Source organism: Salinibacter pepae, from assembly GCF_947077775.1.
GTDB classification, from domain to species: Bacteria; Bacteroidota; Rhodothermia; order Rhodothermales; family Salinibacteraceae; genus Salinibacter; species Salinibacter pepae.
In genome coordinates this window covers 2,626,020-2,650,306 of sequence record NZ_CAMTTE010000001.1, presented here as the reverse complement: position 1 = coordinate 2,650,306, position 24,287 = coordinate 2,626,020, and the positions used below count along the sequence as shown (strand labels likewise).

The 24,287-nt window shown below is 67.3% G+C and carries 16 protein-coding genes; 4 read left to right on the top strand and 12 right to left on the bottom strand.

All coding sequences use genetic code 11. The features are described from left to right. Positions 1–18 precede the first annotated feature (18 nt). Positions 19–1,089: a mannose-1-phosphate guanylyltransferase gene (locus OJA40_RS10995; protein WP_208427083.1), complete on the bottom strand. Its 1,071-nt coding sequence runs from the start codon at positions 1,087–1,089 to the stop codon at positions 19–21. Positions 1,090–1,507: 418 nt separating this feature from the next. On the opposite strand from OJA40_RS10995, the gene OJA40_RS10990 reads away from it, so the two are divergent. Next, a complete protein-coding gene (locus OJA40_RS10990) occupies positions 1,508–2,245 on the top strand; it encodes a glycosyltransferase family protein (RefSeq protein WP_208427082.1) in 738 nt (245 codons plus the stop codon). 57 nt (positions 2,246–2,302) lie between these two features. Here the strand turns inward: OJA40_RS10990 and OJA40_RS10985 are convergent, their stop codons facing one another. Next, on the bottom strand, positions 2,303–3,262 hold the full coding sequence (locus OJA40_RS10985; protein ID WP_208427081.1) for a glycosyltransferase family 2 protein: 960 nt from the start codon (positions 3,260–3,262) through the stop codon (positions 2,303–2,305). A 203-nt stretch (positions 3,263–3,465) separates the two neighbouring features. Here OJA40_RS10985 and OJA40_RS10980 point away from each other — a divergent pair, with 203 nt between their 5' ends. Continuing rightward, entirely contained in the window at positions 3,466–4,614 is a 1,149-nt protein-coding gene (locus OJA40_RS10980; RefSeq protein WP_208427080.1) for a glycosyltransferase, read from the top strand. Here the strand turns inward: OJA40_RS10980 and OJA40_RS10975 are convergent. Together OJA40_RS10975 and OJA40_RS10970 are read right to left on the bottom strand one after the other, a co-directional pair. Then, complete coding sequence (locus OJA40_RS10975) at positions 4,604–9,664, bottom strand: C25 family cysteine peptidase (protein ID WP_263810636.1); 5,061 nt, start codon at positions 9,662–9,664, stop codon at positions 4,604–4,606. The two genes, OJA40_RS10980 and OJA40_RS10975, sit on opposite strands and share 11 nt — an antisense overlap. 33 nt (positions 9,665–9,697) lie before the next feature. After that, positions 9,698–10,900 (bottom strand): glycosyltransferase, encoded by a 1,203-nt coding sequence (locus OJA40_RS10970; RefSeq protein ID WP_263809170.1) that lies wholly within the window; start codon positions 10,898–10,900, stop codon positions 9,698–9,700. A gap of 167 nt (positions 10,901–11,067) precedes the next feature. Between OJA40_RS10970 and OJA40_RS10965 the strand changes: the two genes are divergently transcribed. Then, positions 11,068–11,679 (top strand): hypothetical protein, encoded by a 612-nt coding sequence (locus tag OJA40_RS10965; protein WP_263810635.1) that lies wholly within the window; start codon positions 11,068–11,070, stop codon positions 11,677–11,679. A gap of 38 nt (positions 11,680–11,717) precedes the next feature. Further along, positions 11,718–13,412 carry a S8 family peptidase gene (locus OJA40_RS10960; RefSeq protein WP_263810634.1) on the top strand — a complete coding sequence of 565 codons (1,695 nt, stop codon included), beginning with the start codon at positions 11,718–11,720 and terminating at the stop codon, positions 13,410–13,412. Between the two features lie 468 nt (positions 13,413–13,880). Here OJA40_RS10960 and ftsZ read toward each other — a convergent pair whose 3' ends face one another. The 8 genes from ftsZ to mraY form a co-directional block, all read right to left on the bottom strand. Further along, a complete protein-coding gene (ftsZ, locus tag OJA40_RS10955) occupies positions 13,881–15,200 on the bottom strand; it encodes a cell division protein FtsZ (protein WP_263810633.1) in 1,320 nt (439 codons plus the stop codon). A gap of 207 nt (positions 15,201–15,407) precedes the next feature. Continuing rightward, the gene (gene ftsA / locus OJA40_RS10950; RefSeq protein WP_208426810.1) at positions 15,408–16,667 is read right to left on the bottom strand and encodes a cell division protein FtsA; all 1,260 of its coding nucleotides are present in this window, start codon (positions 16,665–16,667) and stop codon (positions 15,408–15,410) included. A 130-nt stretch (positions 16,668–16,797) separates the two neighbouring features. After that, positions 16,798–17,577, bottom strand: a complete 780-nt coding sequence (locus OJA40_RS10945; RefSeq protein WP_263810632.1) for a cell division protein FtsQ/DivIB — start codon at positions 17,575–17,577, stop codon at positions 16,798–16,800. A 147-nt stretch (positions 17,578–17,724) separates the two neighbouring features. Further along, positions 17,725–19,152 (bottom strand): UDP-N-acetylmuramate--L-alanine ligase, encoded by a 1,428-nt coding sequence (murC, locus tag OJA40_RS10940; RefSeq protein WP_208426812.1) that lies wholly within the window; start codon positions 19,150–19,152, stop codon positions 17,725–17,727. Positions 19,153–19,231: 79 nt separating this feature from the next. Continuing rightward, positions 19,232–20,344, bottom strand: coding sequence for an undecaprenyldiphospho-muramoylpentapeptide beta-N-acetylglucosaminyltransferase (murG, locus tag OJA40_RS10935; protein WP_263810631.1), 1,113 nt, complete (start codon positions 20,342–20,344; stop codon positions 19,232–19,234). Positions 20,345–20,405: 61 nt separating this feature from the next. After that, positions 20,406–21,575, bottom strand: a complete 1,170-nt coding sequence (locus OJA40_RS10930; RefSeq protein WP_208426814.1) for an FtsW/RodA/SpoVE family cell cycle protein — start codon at positions 21,573–21,575, stop codon at positions 20,406–20,408. A 73-nt stretch (positions 21,576–21,648) separates the two neighbouring features. Then, positions 21,649–23,016, bottom strand: a complete 1,368-nt coding sequence (murD, locus tag OJA40_RS10925; protein ID WP_263810629.1) for a UDP-N-acetylmuramoyl-L-alanine--D-glutamate ligase — start codon at positions 23,014–23,016, stop codon at positions 21,649–21,651. A gap of 74 nt (positions 23,017–23,090) precedes the next feature. Beyond that, positions 23,091–24,248: a phospho-N-acetylmuramoyl-pentapeptide-transferase gene (gene mraY, locus OJA40_RS10920; RefSeq protein WP_208426816.1), complete on the bottom strand. Its 1,158-nt coding sequence runs from the start codon at positions 24,246–24,248 to the stop codon at positions 23,091–23,093. Positions 24,249–24,287: the final 39 nt, after the last annotated feature.

Here is a 24,287-nt window from a genome sequence, read left to right as displayed (position 1 = left end):
GCCCGGCCGCCGCCCGGGTCACACGTACTCCTCAAACTGGTGGGCGTGGAGGTACTCCACCACCTGCTTCACCTGCTGGGCACTCTCGCGGTTGCAGACCAGCACCGCGTCGCCGGTATCGACGACCACCTTGTCGTGGATGCCCACGAGCACCACCAGCCGGTCCTCGGTCTGGACGTAGCACCGGCTGGAGTCCTGCATGATGACCTCCCCCTCGATGACGTTGCCGTGCTCGTCCTTTTCGCTCAGGTCGTAGACGGCCCGCCAGTCGCCGACGTCGTTCCAGTCGAACGTGCCCGGCACCACGCGGACCGTGTCGGCCTGCTCCATCACCCCGTAGTCGATGGAAATGCGCGGGCTCTCCCGAAAGGCCTCGGTAAGCGTCTCGGAGTCGGCGGCGCCGTCGGCCGCACGGACCGGGGCGAATGCCTCGTGGGCGTCGGGCAGATGCGTTTCAATCTGGTCGAGGATCGTGTCCGCCCGCCAGATAAACATGCCGCTGTTCCACAGAAAGTCGCCGGCGTCGATAAACCGCTCGGCCGTGGACTGGTCCGGCTTCTCGGCGAAGGTGCGCACCGGATACGTCTCCAGGGCCGGCGGGTCCGCCCCGGAGCCGTCGTACTGGATGTAGCCGTACCCGGTGGCCGGGTAGGTGGGGTCGATGCCGATGGTGACGAGGGCGTCGCGCTCCTGGGCGGCGCCGAACGCCACGTCCAGCGTGTCGTGGAACCGGGCCACGTTCCCGATGACGTGGTCGGCCGGGAGGACCGCCATCGTCGCGTCCGGGTCCCGCTTCGCGAGCGTCGTGGCCGCGTAGGCGATGCAGGGGGCCGTGTTGCGGCTGATCGGCTCCGCGAGGATGTTCGCCTCCGGGACGGCCGGAAGCTGCTTTTTCGTCTTCTCCACATACCGGTCGTGGGTCACCACCAGGCACCGCTCCGGCGGCACGAGCCCCTGGAGCCGCGCAATGGTGTTTTGGATAAGCGTCCCGTCGCCGAAGATGTCCAGGAACTGCTTGGGGTGCTCCTTGCGGCTGACGGGCCAGAAGCGGGTGCCGATGCCCCCGGCCATGATGACGGCGTACTTCATGTTAGCGAGGAGTTGAATCTGGAATCGAGTGATCGTCTCCAACATAGCGACTGGACTGGGAAGAGTGAAGAACCCGATCCACTGTGCGCGTCTGGTGATTTTGGAGACCGAAAACTATCTTTCAGTTCCCCTTCAGAGCCCCCCAACGGTACCAGTTGCATCAGAACTTCCATCGATCAGGTCGGAGAGCGTTAAAGTGGACATCCGCCGGAGCGGCTCTCGGGACACGGGAGGACGAACCAAGCTCTCCACTGAAGACGACTGACGGGGGACAAAGACTCCTCGCGGATCTTTTCTCAATTCGCCGTACAAACAAGCATCTTGGTGGTCTCTCATGAATCGGGGTCTTCTGTATCTTGCAAAGGGGGAACCCTTCGTTACCGAAGCGGAACGGTCGGCCCAGCAGACGGCGACAGTTATGCCTGAGTATCCGATTGCCATCGTTACCGATCGTGAGCCCGACACTGACTGCTTCGATACGGTGATCATCGATAAATCGTCATTCCAGAAGCGCGATAAACCTCGGGCACTGCAGCAAACCCCCTACAGGCAGACAATTTACCTTGACACTGATACCTATCTCGCCGACAGTGTCGATGGGCTTTTTGACATCCTCGACGCATTCGAGCTCGGTGTTCGGCGCGACCAAGGCCAGAGCCACGTCCCCGAAAGTAGCCAGCTCCCCAGATCATTCCCTCAATTCAATTCGGGGGTGATTGCTTACCAGTCTACAGGGGGCGTTATGGACATGCTCGAAGATTGGGAGCGACGCTGTCGTCCCACCGACAAGTTTGATCAACGCTCCCTGCGCCCGGCATTGTATCATAGCGAGGTCCGGTTTACCCCCCTCCCCAATCGGTACAACTGCCAGTTTCATTGGAAAAACGTTGTCGACGGACCGGTGAAAATCTTCCACGGTCCGCTCGTTGACCGAGCGGCGAAGAGCATTGATCTCCACGAGGCGACTTCGAAGCTTAACCGTTCTCACGAAGTGCGACTACACTACAGGTGGGGAGGTGCACTGTTTGTCGATCCAAAGCCGCCGTTCTTGACAAGGATCTTAACATGGATTCGTTTAATGGCACGCCAGCACGGAACGGGCGGACTGCTCGCGAAAGCAGCAAAAAAACTGTTGCAAAGACTACCGATGCTCTAGAATGTGTATCCAGGGCTTAGCAGCTTAGCAGGATCACCGTTTGCAGGCCCCGGGGGCTCAGTCGGAGAGCAGGGGATGATTGCGTGTGAGAACCGTTTGTAGACCGTGTAGCAGGCCGCGTCGAGCCGCGGGGCGAGGCGGGTCTGATGACACCGTGGTGGCGAGGAGACGACCCACGAGGCTCCACCAGTATGCCAGCCGAGACGTCACGTCGCCAAAGTGCTTCTCGATAAACCAGCGGCGGTGCACAGTGAGGGCGTGATTGTACCGCTCGGCACCGAAGCGATTGCTGGGGGACCGTCGATGCGTCAAGCGGGCTTCGGGCTGGACGACGAGTCGCGCCTGCCGATGAATTCGGTACGACAAGTCGAGGTCTTCGAGCATCGAGTATCCGGTGAGCACCTCATCGAAGCGGTGCTGATCCAGAATGGAGCGGCGATACGAGGAGCACCCGTTCAGCCATTCCGTGTCACAAAGACCGGACGTATCGTGTCGGGTGGGCTGCTGTGCACTTGTGGTGCAGCCGGACGGCAGTACGCGTCCGTCCTCAGTGTGGCTCAGGAAAAAGAAAGACTGGAGTCGTTCGTTGCGGGCCGAGGGGGCGTCCTTGGAGGGCTCCAGGACGAGGCCGCCCGCCCCCCCTACGTCCGGCCTTGTGCGGAGCACTGCCGATAGCGCCTCAAAGTAGCCAGGGTGCACCGTCACGTCGTCGTCGATAAAGTGCACGACCTCGACGGCGGTGGGTAGGCGGTCGAGCGCGGCGTTGCGCTGCCGGGCCAGCGACGGAGGGTCCGTGTACGACCAATGCACACTCGGAACCACATCGAAGTTTTCGACGACCGACTGGACCTGCGCTTTCGTCTCGGCGTCGCTCGCGTCCATTACGGCAAGCAGGAGATTGGTCGACGGGGGATGTGCCGCAATGCTATCGAGCGTCTCCTCCAGTTCTTCGGGGCGGTTTCGCGTGCAGATGACGACTGCCTCGAAGGCGTCGGTGTGCTCAAGAGTCATGACCATGCTGCAAACGGAGAAACAATGTCACCGTGACCTGTCCCAGGGACTCGAACACGAACAGAGAACGGGGCGTTGGGGGAATGCGAATAACATAGGGCAGGTAACATAGTGACGCCCACCGAAAGGCTCACACTCCCGCGTCTTGTCCACAGGCCTAGGCACGGGACAGCGTATTTCGACGCCCACTCAGCGAGAGCGTCACGGTCATGACTGCACAGCCGGACCGCATCGTGCACGTCACAACGGTGCACCAGCCGTTCGACCCGCGCATCTTCTACAAGCAGCTTGCCTCACTCCGCGACGCCGGTTTCGACACGCATCTCATTGCTCCCCACGGCCGCACCGAACAGGTGCAGGGCATCTCGATTCACGCCCTCCCCCGGCCCCCGGCCCGCTGGCGGCGGATTGCACTCCATCCCACTGCCTTCCGGATGGCGCAGGCGCTAAACGCGGATCTGTACCAGGTTCACGACCCGGAGCTTTTGCCTCTCGCGTTCCTTCTGAAAACGACGACCGGGGCCCAGATCGTTTACGACATGCACGAGAACTACCGCTCGAAAGGCGCCGTGCTGGGCCGGACGCTTCGCGGCCTGGAGCGCTGGGCCTTCCGGTGGCTTGATCATGTGTTGATTGCGGAGGCGAGTTACCGGTCCATCCTGAACGGCTACGCGGTGCCTCACACCTACATCGCCAACTATTTCCGCCCGAGGGGGGACGAGCGTTCGGAGGAGGCCGCACCGATCCGCACGTCCCCCACGCGCCTGCTCTACACCGGCACCCTCTCGGCCCGACGCGGCCTCCACACGATGACCGATCTGGCCGCCATGGTGAAACGCCAGGGACGTCCGGAGACGATCAACCTCGTCGGCATCTGTCGCTATGAGCACCAGCGCGCCCGAGCAGAGGCCCAGATTCGGAACGAAGGGCTCCACACCGTGATGGAGCGCGTCGGCTGGGACACCTACGTGTCCCCCTCAGCCATGCCCCCTCATCGCCGCCGGGCCGACATGGGCCTCGCCCTCTTCGAACAGCACCCCAACCACGCGGGCTCGATCCCCACGAAGTTCTACGAATACCTGCATTACGGCCTGCCCCTGATTTGCTCAGACATTCCGCTGTGGCGGCGGTTCGTGGAGCGGCACGGGTGCGGCGCCGTGGTGCCACCGGGGGATCCGGCGGCGGTGCTCGACGTGCTCGACGAATGGCAAGCCCATCCAGAGCGATACCGACGGTGCGCCGAAAACGCCCGCGCCGCCGCGTCGCAGTATCGCTGGGCCGAGATGGGCGAGCGCCTCACGAAACTCTATCGTGACGTGCTTCGCGGCAGCGCGCACAGGGCGCCCCCTACCGGATGACGCTGATTTTTTCGACATCGCCCCGGAACGTTTGATCGTCGCCTTCGATGCGTACCCGGTAGAGATACACGCCGGTCGCCACCCGGTCTCCGTCCTCGTCCCGGCCGTCCCAGCGCAGCGTATTCCACCCGACACGCAGGGGGCTGTCGAGGTGACGGGCCTCTAGTTGGCGCACGAGGCGGCCGGACAGGGTATAAATGCGCAGGGCGAAGTCGCGAAGCGCCTCGTTCCGCCCGCCCTCCACCCGGAAAGCAAATGTTGTGTGGGTGTTCATCGGGTTGGGATAGGGGTACACGTCCCGGATCACCTGTGCCTGCTGCACGCGGAAGCTGCCCTGATAGGGCTCCACCGCATTGCCGCGCGTGTCTTCGGCCTCCACCTTCAGGGTGTACGTGGAGTCCCGCGTGGCCAGACTGGGCTCAAACTGGAGCCGGAGCGGGTCGGCGGTGCCGGAGTCCGGCGGCACGAGCGTCAGGGCGTCGTCGGCAAAGGAAATGCGCCGAAAGTCGCTGCCCAGGCCCGGCCCGCGACTGGGCAGCCCGCCCTTCAGGTACACGTCGACGTAGCTCGTGTCGTCGAGGGCAAGGTAGGGATTGTCGTCGCGCACGAGCACCTCGAGCGTCGGCTCCGTCGAGACAAACGGCAGCTCGGGGGCCTGGAGGTTGGTCACGTCGTCGGAGGTCGGCGGGAGCTCTCGCCCGTTGGCCAGCACGCGGAGGGACGGAGGCTCCTCGTCCGCTCGCACGTAGAGGTTTCGGACGGCGGTGTTGTTGCTCGGGAGGCGCTCCGGCGGCCCGTCGGTCGTCGCCTCGGCCCGGAGCACGTTGTCGCCCGGAACCTCCGTGCTCGACACGTCGAGGGCGGTTGTATCCCGGCCGCCATTGGGGGGGAGGGCCGAAAGCGTGTCGGTGAGCACGGGGGTGGCGACATTCGAGGCGTCCTCCAAGAGTGCGCGGACGCGAACGGGGCGGCTTTCCACCGGGCCGACGTTGACGACGGGCAGGGCGGCCGTGGCGGGCTCCCCCTGCCGAACCGTGTCGGGAAGCGCGGCCAGGCCGGACGGGTCCAGCACGAGCTCGGGAACGCCCGTGTACGACACCCCCCACCGGTCGAGCTGCGGGGCCGTCCGGGCCGTCGTGTCCGACAGCGTAGCGCGGAGGTACAGGTAGGGGTGCGCCGTCGCGTCAACCGACTCAAGGGACTGCTCCCCCGCCCCCCCGGTGAGATCGTCGAGGAGGACGGTCGAGTCCGCAGCGAGCACGTCGATCTCAAGTGCGTCCGCCGCGTCCGAGACTGCTCCGTCCCACTGAACCAGTCCCCATTCACTGGCGGGCCCAATCCGGGGGGAGAGGGTAGCTCCGGAGGCATGGGGGAAGTCCGGTTCTGCTTCGATTGCAATCTCATTTACCTCATCCGCCTCCGAGGGTGGAGAGACCCGTTCGACGGTTTCGCCCGATTCTCCCTTTCGGGCCTTCAACGCCCAAACGTGGTTGTACGTGAGGGTGTCGATGGCCGACGATCCCAAGTTTTGGAAGAGGGACTTCACCTCTTGCGGAATCGATGCGTTGCTTTGTCGAGCGAGGTGTCGGGTACGGACGAATATGTAATCCCCTTGGTCGGGCACTTGATCGAGGAAGGTGGCAAGGGCGTCGATCGCCTCTTGCTGATCACCGATAAATTCTCCCCTCTCTTTCAGATAGTCCTCCCACTGCGTCGGGAGATCATAGGTCGGAAACGACTCGCTTCCCCGCACCTCGCCCGTGAGGCCATCGACGACGAGCACTCCGAATCCGAACTTCAGATACTCGTAGTCGGAGGTCCCATCAACGACAAATCCGTCTGTCCTGGATCCCTGTCCTCGTTCGGAGAAGACCAGCACATTTCGGGCATACGTCCCAAACTGCCACGACTGATCTGTGCGCTGGAGCCGGGTGTTTTCATTTGTTGCGAAGAACTGGCCGCGCTGAAGCCAGGCGCCGTCGCCCCCGTCGGGGGCCGCGGTGAATCGGGCCGTGCGCCACGCCTCCGCGTCGCCCCCGGCCAGCCGGGCGCGCCAGTAGTAGGTCGTGCCGGCAGCCAGGCCGGAGGGCGCCCACGTGCCGCGCAGCCCGTCCACCGCCCGCCTTGCCGCCCGCCGGGCCGGCGACGAGAAGTCGGGCACCGTATCGAGCTGGAGCACAACCGTCTCCCGATCGGTCGCCGGGCCGGAGACGACAACCTCCAGCGACGGCTGCTCGGGATCCACCGTCCCGTAATCGCTTGGGGCGAGGAGCGAGACGCCCGCGTCGAACACCACCTGGCTCCGTTCGGCCGTGTTGTTCGTTTCGTTGGCCTCCTCGTACTCGTTCGTCGGGTCGGCCGTAACGCGGAACGTATTGGTTCCGACGGCCCGCTCGTCCAGAGAGTCCGAGAACGACAGCGTCCGCTCAAGCGCAAACCGATCGAGGCGACGCGTGCGCCGGGTCGTGCGTCCGTCCGGCTGTTCCCAGGTCAGCCGGGTGCTGACGCTGTCGTCGGGAATGAGCCCGCGGTTCTGCACCCGGACCGTGGTGGTGAGCTCGTCGGCGGGCACCGGGGCCGTGGGCTCCGTCGCGATCAGGTCGGGCGAGACGTGCAGGTCGGGCTTGGCAGGCAGGGCGAGGGTCGTGGCCGGGTCGCCGATCAGTCCGTACTGCAGGAGGTGCTTCACGTAGAAGTCGCTGCTCCCGAAGTCGGCGTCAATCTCCGCCTTCGCCGCGCGAATGGCCTCCCCGAGCACGCGCATCGTGTCGACGAAGACGCGCTGCACGAGGGCGTCGTTGAGGCGGGCCGAGGGCACGAGGTTGCCCAGGGCCGACTCGCCAAAGTGGGCGATGCCGCCGTTCAGGGCCCCGTCGCGCGGGGTGCCGTCGGGCCGCACGGCCCCCACGACGAGCTGCTCGCCCAGGGACGGCGCGCTTTTTTCCTCAAACCGCCCGCCCGCAAACGACCCGGTGCGGCAGCCGAGGGAGACGACGACGGGCAGCCGGCCGGCATTGTCGAACTCGGCGGGCGGGTCCGTCACGATTTCCCAGGTCTGGGCCCCCGAGTGGCCGAAGTAGTTGAGCCACCCGGCCCCCCGCTCCAAATCGACGGCCAGGGAGTCCTGAAAGCTGGCGTCGAGGGGATCGTTGACGTTCTTGTAGTACCGGAGCGTGTCCGCCCCGGTGTGGACGGGCCCCGTGTAGCTCCGGTTTTCCGGGTCGGCAACGGTGTCCGACGCGATTTCCCCCCACCAGTCAGAATATTTCTGCAGCCGATCCTGCTCGCGTTCGGTGGTCCCCCCCGCGAGGAGGAGCATCCGCTTTTGCCACCGCTGCAGGGGCGCCGCCTCGTAGGTCTGGAGCTTGTCCACGAAGAGCTCGCCCTGCGCCACCGAGCGCACCGGGATGCGCCCCACGGCGAGGAGCTCCGACCAGTCGTCGGGCCCGTCGCTCTGCATCGCAAACCAGCCGTCCGAGGGCGCGTAGCCAAACGAGGGGACGCTCCACTCCGGGTAGAGCGTGCCGACCGAGCCGTCGCGGATCGGGTACTGGGCATCGGCGAAGATGGAAAGGAACTCGGGCGCGGTGGGCCACGCCTGCGTCGACCGCACGAAGCGCCGAATGGCGATGGGGGTGGGCCGGCCGTAGTCGAACTCGTCGAAGATGTCCTGCACGAGGGCCACCTCCACCTCATAGCCGTCGTGCGAGCGGCGGTAGTCGGCCAACTGCTGGGCGGCGGGGAGCAGCGCCTCGGTCGTGAGGAGCAGGTAGTCGGCCGCGTGGGCGTCGGGGTCCGACCAGTTGCTGGGGGCGTCCGACTGGATGGCGGCGGGCGCCTTGTAGCCGTCCGCCCCCACCGCCCAGTGGGGCGCTCGGGCCGTCGACGGATTCGCCCGTACGAACGCGGTGTTCCCCTCCACGGGCGCCGCGTACCGGCGGGCACCGGCGGGGCTGTACACGTGGACCGTGTCCCCCGAATGGCCCGTCAGGGCGACGGTCCGGGCATCGGCCGTGGGGGGCACGAAGCGCTGCGCATCGTCGGCCCGGGCCGCGAGCGTCCGCGTGTAGGCCGCCTCCGCCCAGTCGAACAGCACGACGTTGGGCGTGCTCGACGGGTCGGGGCAGTCGAGATCGCCCGAGAAGCCGTCGTTGTAGGAGGTGAGCCGCAGCTCCAGCCCCCCGTCGGGAATGCGGTCCTGCGCGACGGACGCCTCGATCGTCCGCCGGGCGAGGTTCTTCCATTCCACGGTCGCGATCGACTCGAAGGCGCGCGAGCCGCCCGGCTGCCGGAGCCGCCCCTCCACCTCGACGCGATGGCACGAGCTGGACGCGCCGTCCACTCGAAGACGCAGGTCGAGCGACGCGCCCGTGCCCGCCCGCCGCCCCACCGGCAGGGCATAGGTGGCCGAACGGGGCGACGTGTCGTTGTGCCGAAACTGGCGCCAGTAGTACCCCTCCGACTCGGTGTAGAGGGGATTGCCCGTGCTGCCCGGGCGCCCAAAGTAGTACGTCTCGTCCCGCTCGATGCGCGCCGTGTCGCGGAGGGCCGTCGTCGTGGGGGACGCGCCCGGCGACGCCTCCGCGTACCGACGCCCCTCCTTCCCGCCCCACGTCATCCAGTAGTGGGTCGTGTCGCTGTAGAGGCTGCGGTAGGCGCTGCTCTGCGCCGCGGCGTCTCCGTCGTAGGCCCAAAGCTCATCCGTGCCCCGATTTCGATGGCCCACGAACGTGATTGTGTCCGAGGGATCAAGGGTCCCGTCCGCCGCCCCTTCAACCTGGATCGGAATCTCCTCCCCGTTTTCGAGGAGCCGGATGGTCCCCGGAGAAATGTCGGCCAGCCTCGTCCCGTCCGGGAGGGCCCCCTCCAGCGCCTCCGCCGGGACGCGGTACACCCCGTCGGTGGTAACGCCAATCTGGAGATGGGGGGCTCCGGGGTCGTACCACCCCGGATCAAAGCCATCGCCCACCTGCCCGACCGCCCCCACGGGGGCCAGAAGCAAGAGTCCCCCGACCACCGCCCCCCACAAAGTAATACGAAGGTCGACCATGACAGAAGCAGAAGAGGAGCGGAACCGCCCCGATTAGGCAGCACAGGCGCGGCGGTAGAATGCGTGCGTGCGCCGGACGAAGGGCGCCGGCCCGTAGTGGTTCACCGCATGTGCCCGGATGCGCCCGGCATCGTGTGCGCCCGACCGCATCCGCATCGAGCGGAGGGCGCCGGCGAGGGCGGCCGGCGCGTCAGGGGGAACGAGGCGCCCCGTTTCCGTCGTCACGATGTCTTCGGGCCCTCCAGACCGGGTCGCAACAACGGGCAGCCCCGTCGCCATCGCCTCCACGAGCGCCACGCCGAAGGTCTCGTGCCGGCTTGGCAGCACGAAGGCGTGGGCGTCCCAGAGTGCCCTCCGCACGCCCGAGCGGCCCTGTCGTCCCCGAAAAGCAACGCGGTCTGCAACGCCGAGCCTGCGCGCCCGCGCCTCCAGCGCCGCCCGCCGCGGCCCCTCGCCCACGATGGTGAGGGAGGCTCCGTTCGAGGCCCCGAAGGCCTGCGCGAAGGCCTCGAGCAGTCCGCCTATGTCTTTTCGCGGATTGAGCCCCGCGACCGTCACGAATCGGAACGGCGGGCTCGACGGACGCCCCTCGGGGGGCCGCGTGAAGAACGAGGCACGGACCGGATTCGGATGGATCGCCACGTTCTGAGACTCGATGCCGTCTCGGGCCGTGAGGGCCTCTTTGAGGCCTGTACTGACGGCCGCGAGGCCCCTCGCGTGGCGGAGTCCCCGGTCCACGAGCGGCCGACGCCACGGCAGAATGCTTCCCCGCTGGAAGCCGCTAAAGTGCTCGGTCAGCACGTACGGCACCCCGAGCGCATCGCTCATCCGGGCTGCAGCCGCACCGGCCCACCGGGCGCTGTGGGCGTGAATCACGTCCGGAACCCCGCGCCGCTCCACGTACCTGCGCGCGAGCCGCACGGCGCTGCGGATCCGGCACCGCAGGCCGGGCGGGAAACGCCACCATACGTTCCACCCGTACCGGCGGAGGGTCGGAATCCCGTGGTCCGTCGTCCATTCCGTCTGGCAGTGCTTGCGCCGGAGCGTGGTCGCCGCACATCGACGCAGGCTTTGGTGCTCCGGGTAGACCACCCCCACGTTCATTCCACGAGACTGCAGGCAACGGGCCTGCTCCGCAAAGTAAATCCCGTTCAGGGGCGCCTCCGTGGTGGGGTACCAGGACGGAACCACGAGGACGTGCATGAGGATTGGGCGGTCCGTTACAGATCCCTCCATGTGGACGAGCGATGAAATTACACGCTGCCCTCTTCGGTGTTCGGATCGCCCTCTGGCGCTCGGTCTCCTCAACAAAAGCCCACGGGGCTCAATTCAGGGCGGCGGGAGCCCCGCTGAACCTTCCCGAACGCTCGCATTTACAAGGGAGCACTGCCTCAAGCGAGGCGGTGCCCTCGTACGCTCCCCCCACGCACCGGGCCTCGACTGTGCTTCCCGAACGGATTCCCATCCCCGAGTCCCTTCACTCCATCGAGACCGGGGACCCGATCGCCACGTGCCTCGCCTGCGATGCGCCCCTGCTGGACGGGCCCACCGAGTACCTGGTCGAAAAGGGCTACCGCCAGTACGAGGCCTACGACGTGCAGGAAACCGTCTTCGAGTACGCCATCTGTATGGACTGCCACGCCGACATGCGGCAGTCCTTCTCCGAACCCTCGAAGCGCCGGTGTCAGGCGTACCTGTCCGAGCACGTGGACCTGGCCGCCCGCACCGGGCGGCTCCTCGACGCCGACTCGCGGGACCCGGCCGACTGGACGCGCCAGTGCGTGGTGCACGGCACGCCCCGGGACGAGCTTACGGAGTATCAGGTCATCGCGCACTGCCAAGGGGACGAGCTGCTGCTTACCCACCTCCCCCTCTTGATGGGCGGCCCCGCGATCGACGCCCTCGCGCAGCGTCTCTCCAGCGAAACGCTCGACGACCTGGGCGGCTTCCGCGACGAGCACCTCGGCCTCCCGCCCGAGTTGAAGCGCGACCTGCAGGGCCCGATCGTCGCGTAGCCCCCCGTCCCCTCCATCTCGTCAGGACCCTCCGCTCCATGAAGCCCACCGCGCTCCTCTCGACGCTTGCTCTCGCGTTCTTGCTGATTGGCTGCGCCGGGAGCCGCCCCCCCACCACGCCGACGACCTCCGATTCCCCTGCGCCATCCAACTCGGCGGCCCCGGACACGACCACCCAGGCAGCCGACTCCCCGCCGCCGGCCCCCTCTCGCGCCCCGCAGGATTGGTACCACCTCGACCGCGTTCCACGAAGCGGGCCCGGCCTCGACACACGGGCGGCCTACCGGGACGTGCTTCAGGGCCGGCCGCCCCAAGACACGGTCCAGGTCGCCGTTATCGACTCCGGCCTTGACACCGACCACGAGGACCTCGCGGCCAAGCTGTGGACCAACGCCGACGAAATCCCCGGCAACGACGTCGACGACGACGGCAACGGCTACGTCGACGACGTGCACGGGTGGAACTTCATCGGCGGCCCCGACGGCAAGAACGTAGAGCAGGACACGTACGAGCTCACCCGGATCTACGTGAACCTTCAGGAGCGCTTCGCCGGGGTCGACTCGGCACGCGTCGGCCCCGACGCTCGGGACCGGTACCGCCGGTATCAGGACATCAAGCGCACGTTTCGGAAGAAACGACGCGAGGCCCGCAAGCGGCTTGCAAAGGTCGGAAAGGCCCAGAAGGCCGTGCAGGCGTCCGTGGACGTGCTCAAGTCCCACCTCGGCACGGACAGCCTTACCCAGTCGGCCGTCCGATCGGTAACGAGCTCCCGCCGCGATGTGCGTCGGGCGCAGCAGACCCTGCAATACTTCTACGATCAGGACCTCTCCCCCTCCGACCTCAAGGACTACAAAAACCAGCTGGAGCGCCAGGTCGAATACAACTACAATCCCGACTTCAATCCGCGCCCCATCGTGGGCGACGACTACGCGGACAAGACCGAACGGCGGTACGGAAACAACGACGCGGAGGGCCCCGACCCCGGACACGGCACGCACGTGGCGGGCATCATCGGCGCCACCCGCGACAATTCAATCGGCATCGACGGCGTCGCCCGGGGCGTGCGCCTCATGTCCGTCCGTGCGGTGCCGAACGGGGACGAGCGCGACAAGGACGTCGCCAACGCGATCCGCTACGCGGTCGACAACGGGGCCGACGTGATCAACATGAGCTTCGGCAAGTCGTACTCCCCGCACAAAGGCGTGGTCGACGCCGCCGTGCAGTACGCCGACTCGATGGGCGTCCTCATGGTCCACGCCGCCGGCAACGACGGGGCGAACGTCGACTCGACCGACAACTTCCCGTCGCCCTACTACGCAGACGGCGGCCGGGCGCAGCGATGGATCGAAGTCGGGGCCTCCTCCTGGGAAGGGGGCGAAACGCTGGCCGCCTCGTTTAGCAACTACGGCGCGGAGCGGGTGGACGTCTTTGCCCCGGGCCACTCCATCTACTCGACCGTCCCCGACGACGCGTACGAGCGCAACGACGGGACGAGCATGGCGGCCCCCATGGTGAGCGGCCTCGCCGCCCTGATCATGGCCCACTACCCGTCCCTGACCGCCACGGACGTCCGCACCATCATCCTCGAGACGGCGACCCCCTACCGAAACCGGACGGTCGCTCGTCCCGGGGACGGCGAGACCGTTCCGTTCGGCACGCTCTCCGACACCGGTGCCGTCGTGAACGCCCACGCGGCCCTCCGCCGGGCCGCCGACCGGGTCGCCGCACAGTAGGTTGCGGCGGCCGTCCGGGGGGGAGCCGCTGGCGAGAGCCCTTCTGCGAGAGGACGTTCCGCGAAAGCGCGTTCCGCGGGACGGGGCCGGGATTCCGCTCGGCCGGCCCCCTCCCCATCCTCCCAAACACGAAAAGCCACGCGCCGGCGCAGGGCCGGGCGTGGCTCTCGCGTGCGACACAGAAGCCGCTGGGGACCTCCCAGGACTTCTCGTGCACAACCACAGCACCGCAACGCTGCTCAAACGCTGCGATCAGGCATCCGGGCGGCCGACGGGACGAGACCCGACAGGACCTGGTCTGCCCCAAACGAGGACAGTGTCCCGCCGCGGCGCCGGACGGCCTGTGGTGGGGCTGGAGGGCCCACTTTTCGATGCGGTTGGGGGTCGGCTTTCGACGAAGACATAACGGATCGAGTCGGGGTTCGCACGGCGGTCCCCTTCTGCTCGAGGCATGCGCTCCGGCGCTACTCAGTCCATCATCTTGCGGAGGAACGCCGGGGTGTCGGTGTCGTCGTCGGTCTCCTCGTCGGAGCGGGAGCGCTCGTCGCGGTCCGTCCGTTCGTTCAGGTCGTCGGCCTCTAGGCGACGGATGTTGGGAGTGTCGTCCCCGCTCTCCTCGCCGGTCTCGTCGGTCGGCTCGTCCTCCGACGGTTCGGAACGAAGGGGCGCGTTGCGGCGCTCGTAGGCCGGCGTGTCGAGCTGCCGGAGGTTGGTTTCGCCCTTGTAGTCCGCTGGGTCGTCGTCCTCGCTTTGGTCTTCCAGCGGCACCGTGCGCCGCCCGTCGTCGCCCGCGTCCGCCGGCTCCTCGTCGCGGTCGAAGCCGGTGGCGATGACGGTCACGCGGAGCTTGTCCTCGATGTCCTCCTCGATGACGGTTCCGAAGATGACCTCCACGTCCTCGCCGGCCTCTTTCTGAATGACGCTCGTGGCCTGGGTGGCCTCGCGGATGCCGAGGGACGGGCCGCTGGTGATGTTGACGAGCACGTTGGTGGCGCCGGCGATGGAGAGGCCGTCGAGCAGCGGGCTGCTGATGGCCTGCACGGCGGCCTTCTCCGAGCGGTTCTCGCCGGTGGCCGTGGCCGAGCCCATCAGGGCCGTGCCGCCGTCCTTCATCGTTGTCTGCACGTCGGCGAAGTCGAGGTTGATCAGGCCGTGGACCGTGATCAGGTCGCTGATCCCCCGGGTGGCGTTGTAGAGCACCTCGTCGGCCTTTTCGAACGCCTCGATGAGGCTCGTGTCCGGGTCGGCAATGTCGAGCAGCCGCTCGTTGGGAATGACGATGAGCGTGTCGACATTTTCGCGCAGCAGTTCAATGCCTTCCTGCGCCGTGTTCATGCGCCGCGACCCTTCGCAGTCGAAGGGCTTGGTGACGATGGCGACGGTCAGGATGTCGAGGCTGCGGGCGATGGCCGCCACCACGGGCGCGCCGCCGGTGCCGGTCCCGCCGCCCATGCCGGCCGTGATGAAGGCCATGTCGTAGCCGTCGAGGGCCTGCCGGATTTCTTCGCTGCTCTCCTCGATGGCCTCGGCCCCGACGCTGGGCCGCGCCCCGGCCCCCAGGCCACTGGTCAGGTCCTGGCCCGCCTGAATTTTTTGGGGTGCGCGGTTCTCGCTAAGCGCCTGCGAGTCGGTGTTGACGGCAATAAACTCCACGCTGCCGTGGATGCCTTTCTGCACCATGTTGTTGATGGCGTTGCCGCCCCCGCCGCCGACCCCGACGACGCAGATCTTGGCCTCCTCGTTTGCGGCATCGTCGAACGAAAATTTTGAGCTAAAGTCTTGGTCCATGGTCCCTCCAGTGGGTCTGTGGTGTTGAGAGTATGAGAGCACAGCCCGGCGGGCCTGAAGTGAGCGGCTCCAAGCGCGTGCGTGCCGGCCTGTCGAAGTGGTGTTGTGCTAAGTGGGTATGGCGTGTGGGTCTGACCGTAGACGGCGGGCGGCGTGGGAACAGGTTGGCGGAACGGTTGGGCGTTCCCCCTGCCCGTCACCGCCGATTTACAATTCGTCGAACCAGGCCTTCATGCGGTTGGCGATGCGGGCCATGAGCGTGTCGCCGCCGGCCTGCCCGTTCTGGTGGGCCCGCACCTCTTCGGAGAGCGTGGTGCCGCCGATGATGTCGGGGCGCATGCCGTAGAGGACGAGGCCCACCCCGGTCGAGAACTTGGGGTCGCTCACCTCCTCCACGAGCCCGCCGCTCAGGCCCATGGGGCGCCCCACGCGGGCCTCCATGCCGAGCACCTCGGCGGCCAGCTCGTCGGTGTGGGGGACGAGCGACCCGCCCCCGGTCAGCACGGTCCCGACGCCCAGGTGCCGGCCGTAGCCGCTGCGCTTGATTTCCATCGCCGCGATCTCCAGAATCTCTTCCAGGCGCGGTTGAATGATCTGGGCGAGGGCGTCGCGCCCGATCGTCTTCTCGTCCCGCCCGCCGATGCCCGGAATCTCGATTTTCTCGTCCGAGTCCGCCTCCTCGGCGAGGGCCACGCCGAACTGTCGCTTCAGCTGCTCGGCCTGGTCTCGCATCACGCCGAGGCCCTTTCGGATGTCGTCGGTCACCTTGTCGCCGGCCACCGCGATGACGGCCGTGTGGCGGATCGTGTGGTCCTCAAAGACGGCAATGTCGGTCGTGCCGCCGCCGATGTCGATGAGGGCCACCCCCACCTCCTTCTCGTCCTCGTGCAGCACGCTAAACGAGGAGGCGAGCGGCTCCAGCACCAGGTCGGACACCCGAAAGCCCGCCTTCTCGATGCACCGGTAGATGTTCTTGGCGGCGGAGACGAGCCCGGTGATGATGTGCACGTCCGCCTCCAGGCGCACCCCACTCATGCCCACGGGGTCGGCCACGCCGTCCTGCCCATCCACGATGAACTCCTGCGGGATGACGTGCAGGATCTCGCGGTCGGCGGGCAGGGCCACGTGCGTCGTGTCCTCGAGGAGGCGCTGCACGTCGTTCTGCGTAATCTCGTTGGCGTTGATCGTCACCACCCCGCGCGTCTGGAAGCTTTGCACATGGTCGCCCGCGATGCCCACGACCACGTTCTGCACCTCCACGCCGGCGGCCCGCTCGGCCTCCTCCACCGCCTCCCGAACGGCCGCCACGGTGCGGTCGATGTTGACCACCACCCCGCGGTTGAGGCCGTCGGAGGGGGCCATGCCCACCCCAAGAATGTTCACGCGGTCGAGGTCATCCTTGCCGGCGACGACGGCACAGACCTTGGTCGTGCCGATGTCGACTCCTACGACGATGTTTTCATTCATGGCAGTTTGGGGGATCAATGTCAGGCTGAGTCGTGATTCGTGATGCGCGATGGCGCGTGCCGTCCCGCGGCTCGCGCGTCACTCATCACTGAGCAGATCACAGCGCACGATGAAGACCGGATCGGATGCATCATCCGTCGAGCGGGCGCGTTCGGGTGACCACTTGTCCATCGAAGCGGAGGTCGATGCGTTCGATCGGCTCGTCCGGCGACGACGCGAGCACCTGGCGCGCAAAGGCGCGGAGCGTGCGCAGTTTTCGGGACACGCTGCCGCTCCCGAGGTGCACCGGCAGGGCGTCGTGCGGGCCGATCGGGGTCGTCGTAAGTTCGATCGCATCGTCGGGCTGCATCTCAATCTCGGCCACGAGGTTGGATACCCCCGCCTCGGGAAGGGCCCGAAGCACCCGACGCAGCGACGACGGGGTTTGTGCGGTGTCGGGCTGCGTCCAGGGGGCCTCCGCCTCGAGGCCCCGCACGAGCGGCACGTCGTACCCAGCACGGTCGGGCAGGGGCATCGCGTGGCCGCTCCGGTTGAGGTAGTAGGCCGGACGGCCCTGCGCGTCCACCGCGAGGGCCGCGGGGGTGCGCTCGGTGACCGCAATCCTCAGGGCGCCCTGCATCCACTGCGTCTCGGCGGTCGCTTCTTTCACCCACGGGTGGCGGGCCACCCGGTCGGCGACGAGCATCGGCGCGACGGCCTTCATCGCCGTGCCGCGGCCCACCCGGGCCAGGCGGCGCAGCGTGTCGGGCGGGGCGTGCTGCGCCCCGGTCACGGCCACCCGGTCCACCGTCACGTCCGCCCGCCACTGCCAGCCCAGGAGGCCCAGCGCCACGACGCCCGCCACGAGGAGCCCGCTCCCCGCGAGGCGGAGGGCATGGCGTCCAAATGTCGCAGTTTGGTCCCGTGTCATGAGTGTCGAAAAATGGTCGTCGTGCTTGTTGAAACGGCCGGGGAATTCGTGATTCGTGAACCATGAAGCGTGAAGGGGGCGAACGCCCTGTTCTCACGCATCGTGGTTCACACGTCACGCCTCACGCATCACACCGTCAATCAAAATTCAGTCGCGTTCAATTTCTGTCTCACCACCGTTTTCAAGCAGCTCCACGAAGGCCTCACTCGCGCGCCAGATGTCGCCCGCGCCCAGCATCAGAACGACGTCGCCCGGCCCCACGAGCTCCTGCAGGCGGCCCGGGAGGTCGGTTTTCTCCGGCACGTAGTGCACGGCCCGGTGCCCAAACTGCTCGGCCCGCTCAGCCAGGCGCCCGCCGCTCACCCCCTCGATCGGCGTCTCGCGCGCCCCGTACACGTCGGTCAGGACGAGCATGTCGGCGTTGAAGAAGGCGCGGGCGAACTCGTCCATGAAGTTCTGAGTGCGGGAGTACATGTGCGGCTGAAAGACCGCGACGACACGGCGGTCGGGAAAGCCCTGGTGGGCCGCGTCCAGGGTCGCCTCAATTTCGGTTGGGTGGTGGGCGTAGTCGTCGAGCACCGTGATGCCGCCCACCTCTCCCTTCTTCTCAAACCGGCGGCGGACGCCGGTGAAGGTGCCGAGCCCGTCGCGCACCCGCTCGAACGAAATCTCGAGCTCCTGGCCCACCGCCACGGCGGCAAGCGCGTTGCGCACGTTGTGCAGGCCCGGCACGTGCAGCTCGAGGGTGCCGAGGCGCTCTCCGCGCACCACCACGTCGAACCGGGTCGTCATGCCCTCCCGCCGGACGTTCTCGCCCCGCACCTCCGCCTGGCGTGTCGTGCCGTAGGTCACGACGCGGCGCTCCACGTCGCCGACGATGGCCTGCACGTTCGGGTCGTCGAGGCACAGGATGGCCGCCCCGAAGAACGGCACGCTGTTGGCGTACTGCGTGAAGGCCGCCTGGATGGCCGCCAGGTCCTCGTACACGTCGAGGTGATCCTCCTCGATGCTCGTGATGACCGCCAGCGACGGCGTCAGGCGCAGGAACGTGCGGTCGTACTCGTCGGCTTCAATCACAAGGACATCGCCCTCCCCCGTGATGGCGTTGGAGCCGAAGGCCGTCACCTTTCCCCCCACGATCACGGTCGGATCGAAGCCCCCCTCGGCCACCACGAGCCCCGCCATCGAGGTCGTGGTCGTCTTGCCGTGGGTGCCGGCCACGCCGACGCCAAACTTCATCCGGATCAGCTCCCCCAGCATCTCGGCGCGCGGGATGAGCGAGATGCGGCGGCGTTCGGCCTCGCGGGTCTCCGGGTTCTCGTCGGGGTCGACGGCACTGGAGTAGACCACCACGTCGGCCGTGCCCACCTGCTCAGCGGCGTGCCCCTCGTGGATCGTGGCCCCCTCCGCCTCCAGGCGCTCGGTGACGTCGCTGCGCTCCAGGTCCGAGCCCGTCACGGTGTAGCCGCGGTTCAGGAGCACCTCGGCGATGGAGCTCATGCCGATGCCGCCGATGCCCACCATGTGGACCTGGCGGATGCGGCCCAAAGCCGGTTGTGTACGGAGTTCAGCCATCGAGAACGTTCGGATCAGTCGGGGGGTCGTCTCCGGGGCCCGGGGCCGGTGCCCGCGGGCCGAGAAGAGAAATTCAGAATCAGTTCGTGCGGTAGCGATCGGCAAGGGCCAGGACGTCGCGGGCAATGGTCTCCGCGGCGTCGGGGCGGGCCCGGTCGCGGGCGGCCTCGGCCATCCGGGCGCGCCGGTCGGCATTGCCGAGCAGGTCGAGCAGCACCGTCTCCAGGTGCGCGTCGAGGTCTGCCTCGTCCAGCCACACGGCGGCGCCGGCCCGTTCCAGGCTCCGTGCGTTCTTGGTCTGATGGTCGGCCGTCACGTTGGGCGAGGGCACGAGGACCGCGGGCGTGCCCGTGACCGTCAGCTCGCTGCAGGTGAGCGCCCCCGCCCGGCACACCGCGAGGTCGGCCGCGGCGTAGGCGTGTCCCATCTGGTCGATGTACTCGACGACGCGAAGTCGCGGGTGCTCGTCGAGGTCCGCCGTCAGGTCGTCGTAGTACCGGGTTCCCGTCTGCCAGACCACGTACACGTCGCCCTCGGCCAGCAGGGGATCCAGGATCCGCTGGATCGCCCCGTTGATCGCGGCGCTGCCCAGCGACCCCCCCATGACCAACAGCACACGCCCGTCCTCCGGGACGTTGAAGGCCGCCCGGGCCGCGTCGGGGTCTGCGTCCCGCAACGACTGGCGCGTGGGGTTTCCGCTCACCACCGCGTGCTCGGAGGGCACCCAGTCCTTCGCCTCGGGAAAGGCGAGGTGGACGCGCAGCGCAAGGCGCGCGAGCACCCGGTTGGTGAGGCCCGCGTAGGCGTTTTGCTCCTGTATCAGGAGGGGCCGCCCGCGCAGCCACGCCGCCATCAGCACCGGGGCGGCCACGTACCCGCCCGTGCCCACCGCCACGTCCGGCTCGATGGCCCCCACGAGGCGCCAGCTCTGCACCAGGCCCTGCGCCACGCGGAACGGCAGCAGCAGGTTGGACGCCACGGCCCGTCGCTGAAGGCCCTGCGCCGTAATCGGGTGGAGGGCATACCCCGCCTCCGGCACGGCCCGCGCTTCGAGCCGGTCCTGCGTGCCCACAAACACAACCTGGGCGTCCGGACGAAGGGCCCGCACCGCGTCGGCAATGGCGATGGCCGGGTACACGTGTCCCCCAGTGCCGCCCCCAACCATCAGTATGTGTGGCGCACGCGTGCTCATGGCAGCTCAAGAACGTCATCAACGGGCCCGAAGACCCGAAAGAATTTCACAAGGGAGCAATTCAAACCCGCTCGGCGGAACGCTGTCCCGCGTGACGGGAGATATTCAACAGGACTCCAATCATGATGCCGTTGGCCAGCAGAGACGTCCCTCCGTACGAGACAAACGGCATGGGCAGGCCCGTCACCGGCAACAGCCCACTGGCCACCCCGGCGTGCACGAACCCGTACGTCACGACCAGCGTGGTCATCCCCACCGCCAGAATGAGCCCGAGCGGGTCCGGGGCGTCCCGCGCAATGCGGAGGTACCCGCGAAAGAGCAGCACGAAGACCCCGGCCAACAGGGCCAGGGCCCCGAAGATGCCGTACTCCTCCGCGATGATGGCGAAAATAAAGTCGTTATAGGGCTCCGGAAGGAAGTCGCGCTGGACACTCTTCCCCGGCCCCACCCCGGTGAACCCGCCCACCGCGAAGGCCATCCGGGCCTGCCGGGACTGATACTGCTCCCCCCGCGCGTCCATGACCTGCTCCGTGTCGGTGTTCGGAAACAAGTCCATCCCGAGGTACGCCTCTAGGCGGGCGGCCCGGTCGGGCGATGTCGACAGCACGCCGAACGCCATCACGCCCCCCAGCACGGCGAGCCCACCGATCTGCAGAACGCTCACGCGCCCCACGAAGCTCATCAGCAGCACCCCGAGCAGCAACACGAGGGCCGTCGACAGGTCGTCAAGGGCGATGAGCCCCACCGTCAGCCCCACCCAAAACAGCACCGGCAGGAACGTGCGGCTGAAGCTCTTCACGTAGTCCTGCTTCTGCACCAACAGCACCGCCACGTAAAAGACGAGCGCCACCCGCGCGAACTCCGACGGCTGAAACCCGACCCCGCCAATCTGCAGCCAGCGGTCGGCCCCGCCCGAGAACAGACCGACGACCTTGACGGCGACCAGCAGGAGCAGGGTGCCCACGAGCGCCAGCCGGCTGTACCGGGCCAGCGTGCGGTAGTCGATGAGGCTCACCACCCCCATCGCCCCGAGGGCAATCCCCACGCGGGCCAGGTGGCGAAGCAGGAAGTGCACCGGCTCGGTTCCAACCCGCACCTCCGCCAGATACGTGACGGCGCTATACACCGCCACCACGCCCACGGACGACAGCGCCAACACGACCCACACCACGTACTTGTCCGCCGGGGCGCGGTCGGTCACTTTCTGTGTGAGGGACTGGACGATGCTCATCGAGCGTCAGTGTGAAGTCGAAAAAAATTGAGTCGTCGGGACGATCGGCTACGCAGTACGCAACGCGTAATGGCTATAGCATTGTCTCCACGAGGCGGCGGAAGGTGTCGCCCCGCTCCTCGTAGTTTGCGTACATGTCGAAGGAGGAGCACGCCGGGCTCAGCAGCACCACGTCGCCCGGCTGGGCCGCGCGTTGGGCCTGGCTCAGGGCGTCCTCCATGGTGTCGGCCCGGCGGTGCCGGCCGGCCTCGTCCCCGAGCGCCCGGCCGACCGTCTCGGCACTCTCCCCGAGGGCCACCACCGCCCGCACCTGCTCGCGAACGAGCGGCTTGAGGTCCGTGTAGTCGTTTCCCTTGTCTCGGCCCCCGGCAATCAGGACGATGGGCCGGTCGAAGCTCTCCAGGGCGTACCAGACCGCGTTCACGTTGGTGGCCTTCGAGTCGTTGACGTACAGCACGTCGTCCACCGTGCGCACCGCCTCCAGCCGGTGCGGCACGCCCTCGAAGCCGGACAGGCTCTCGCGAATGACGTCGTTCTCGACCTCCATCACACGGGCCGAGACGGCGGCCGCAAGCGAGTTGTACATGTTGTGACGCCCTCGAAGGGCGAGCTCGTCCTGAGGCATGAGCGAAGCGTCTTCGTCGTCGGTTCGAAGCACGATGCGGCCGTCTCGCAGTCCGGCCCCGGCCGCCGGCACCCCCTCTCTGGTGATGGCCATCGGGCGGACGCCCTGCTCCGCGGCCGCCTCCTCCACGGCGTCCCGTACGTCGTCATCGTCCCGGTTGTAGACCACCACGTCGCCCTCGCCCTGATTGCGGAAAATGTTGTGCTTGGCCTGCGCGTAGGCCTCGAAGTCGTGGTCGTAGCGCCCCAGGTGGTCGGGCGTGATGTTCAGTAGCACGCTCACGCGCGGGCGAAACGTCTCCACGTGGTCGAGCTGGAAGCTGGACACCTCCAGCACCACCACGTCTGTCGGCTCCGTCTCGAGCACGTAGTCGGAAAACGGGTACCCGATGTTGCCCGCCACGAGGGCCTCGCGGTCCGGGGTGTCCGCGAAGGCCGTTCGGAAGACGTGCCCGGTGAGGCTCGTCGTGGTCGTCTTGCCGTTGGTCCCGGTGATGGCCACGATGGGCGCGTCGCAGAACCAGGACGCCGCCTCAATTTCGGAGTACACGTCGAGCCCCGCCCGCAGCGCCTGCTGCACGATGTTCGACTGCGTGGGCACCCCGGGACTGAGCACAAGAACGTCGGCGTTGAGCGCCGCGGCCGTGTGCCCCCCAAACTCGTACTCGACGCCGGCCGCGTCGAGGGCCGCCGCGGCCCCGTCCGACGGGGCGTCCTGCTCAGTGAGAAACACCTCGCCCCCCACCTTCGCCAGCAGCCGGGCCACGGCCCGCCCACTGCGGGCGCCGCCCACCACGGTGGCTCGTTTTGTGCGCACCTCGTCCGGTGTCATTTCAGGGGGTGAGAGTGAGTGTGGAAACAGGTCGCTTCCCCGCCGCGGCGGGGGCTGTGCTAGCGAATGCGAAGGATGAGCAGGGCGGCGATTACGGTGATGGCGGTCACAATCCAGAAGCGCGTCACGATTTTCGCCTCGTGGAGGCCGCGGGCCTCGTAGTGGTGATGCAGGGGCGCCATCCGGAAGACGCGCTTTCCGGTGCCGGTGCGGCGTCGGGTGTATTTGAAGTAGCTTGTCTGCACGATGACCGAGAGCGCCTCGGCAAAGTACACGATGCCAAGCAGCGGCAGCAGCAGCTCCTTGCGCACCATGAGGATCGTGCTCCCCACGGCCCCGCCGAGGGCGAGGGCGCCGGTGTCGCCCATAAAGACGGTCGCCGGGTATCCGTTGTACCACAGAAACCCGAAGCAGGCCGCCGTGACGGCCGCCACGAACACCGTCAGCTCCCCGGTGCCCGGCAGGTGCATGACGTTCAGGAACGTCGCAAACTCCGCGTTGCCGGACACATACACCAGCGCGACGAGCCCCAGCGACACGAACGCCGTGACGCCGGTCGTCAGGCCGTCGAGGCCGTCGGTCAGGTTCACGGCGTTGGAGACCGCCGTCACAATGAAGACGACCACCGGAAGGTAGACGAGCCATCCGAGGTCGACCCCCAGCTCTAGAAACCGAAAGAGGTCATAATCGAGCACCTGATCTTTCAGAAAGGGAATGAACGTGAACGTATTGTAGGCCGCAAAGTCGGGATGGAAGTACAGCACGCCCCCCACGAAAAGCCCGACGGCAACCTGGCCCGCCACCTTGTACCAGGCATTGAGGCCGTCCTTTTGCTTCCGTACCGTCTTCACGTAGTCGTCGGCGAAGCCCACCACGCCGAGCCCACCCATCGCCACGAGGGAGAGCCACACGTACGTATTGGCGACGGCCCCCCAGAGCAGCGTCGCCCCGCCCACAGACAGCAGGATGATGATGCCCCCCATCGTGGGCGTGCCCGCCTTGTGGGCGTGGCTGATGGCCCCGGCCGCCTCGCCCTCCCGCACCTGCTCCCCGAGCTGCTGCTGCCGCAGCCACCGGATGATGCCCCGCCCCGCCCCCAGCGCGATGCCGAGCGCCGTGATGGAGGCCAGCGCCGCCCGCACGGTGATAAACCGGATCACCTGAAACCCCGGCGGGTGGTACAGCCGCTCAATGTAGTCGATGAGGTAGTAGAGCATTGTGTGTGGGCGCCCGGGCGGGGATCGAACTTCGATCGC

Excerpts from the sequence above, each read along its gene's own strand:
- OJA40_RS10970 (WP_263809170.1), bottom strand. The coding sequence starts at position 10,900 with ATGGAGGGATCTGTAACGGACCGCCCAATCCTCATGCACGTCCTCGTG.
- murC (WP_208426812.1), bottom strand. The coding sequence starts at position 19,152 with ATGGCTGAACTCCGTACACAACCGGCTTTGGGCCGCATCCGCCAGGTC.
- OJA40_RS10960 (WP_263810634.1), top strand. The coding sequence starts at position 11,718 with ATGAAGCCCACCGCGCTCCTCTCGACGCTTGCTCTCGCGTTCTTGCTG.
- OJA40_RS10985 (WP_208427081.1), bottom strand. The coding sequence starts at position 3,262 with ATGGTCATGACTCTTGAGCACACCGACGCCTTCGAGGCAGTCGTCATC.
- mraY (WP_208426816.1), bottom strand. The coding sequence starts at position 24,248 with ATGCTCTACTACCTCATCGACTACATTGAGCGGCTGTACCACCCGCCG.
- ftsA (WP_208426810.1), bottom strand. The coding sequence starts at position 16,667 with ATGAATGAAAACATCGTCGTAGGAGTCGACATCGGCACGACCAAGGTC.
- OJA40_RS10995 (WP_208427083.1), bottom strand. The coding sequence starts at position 1,089 with ATGAAGTACGCCGTCATCATGGCCGGGGGCATCGGCACCCGCTTCTGG.
- OJA40_RS10980 (WP_208427080.1), top strand. The coding sequence starts at position 3,466 with ATGACTGCACAGCCGGACCGCATCGTGCACGTCACAACGGTGCACCAG.
- ftsZ (WP_263810633.1), bottom strand. The coding sequence starts at position 15,200 with ATGGACCAAGACTTTAGCTCAAAATTTTCGTTCGACGATGCCGCAAAC.
- OJA40_RS10975 (WP_263810636.1), bottom strand. The coding sequence starts at position 9,664 with ATGGTCGACCTTCGTATTACTTTGTGGGGGGCGGTGGTCGGGGGACTC.
- murG (WP_263810631.1), bottom strand. The coding sequence starts at position 20,344 with ATGAGCACGCGTGCGCCACACATACTGATGGTTGGGGGCGGCACTGGG.
- OJA40_RS10990 (WP_208427082.1), top strand. The coding sequence starts at position 1,508 with ATGCCTGAGTATCCGATTGCCATCGTTACCGATCGTGAGCCCGACACT.
- OJA40_RS10930 (WP_208426814.1), bottom strand. The coding sequence starts at position 21,575 with ATGAGCATCGTCCAGTCCCTCACACAGAAAGTGACCGACCGCGCCCCG.
- OJA40_RS10945 (WP_263810632.1), bottom strand. The coding sequence starts at position 17,577 with ATGACACGGGACCAAACTGCGACATTTGGACGCCATGCCCTCCGCCTC.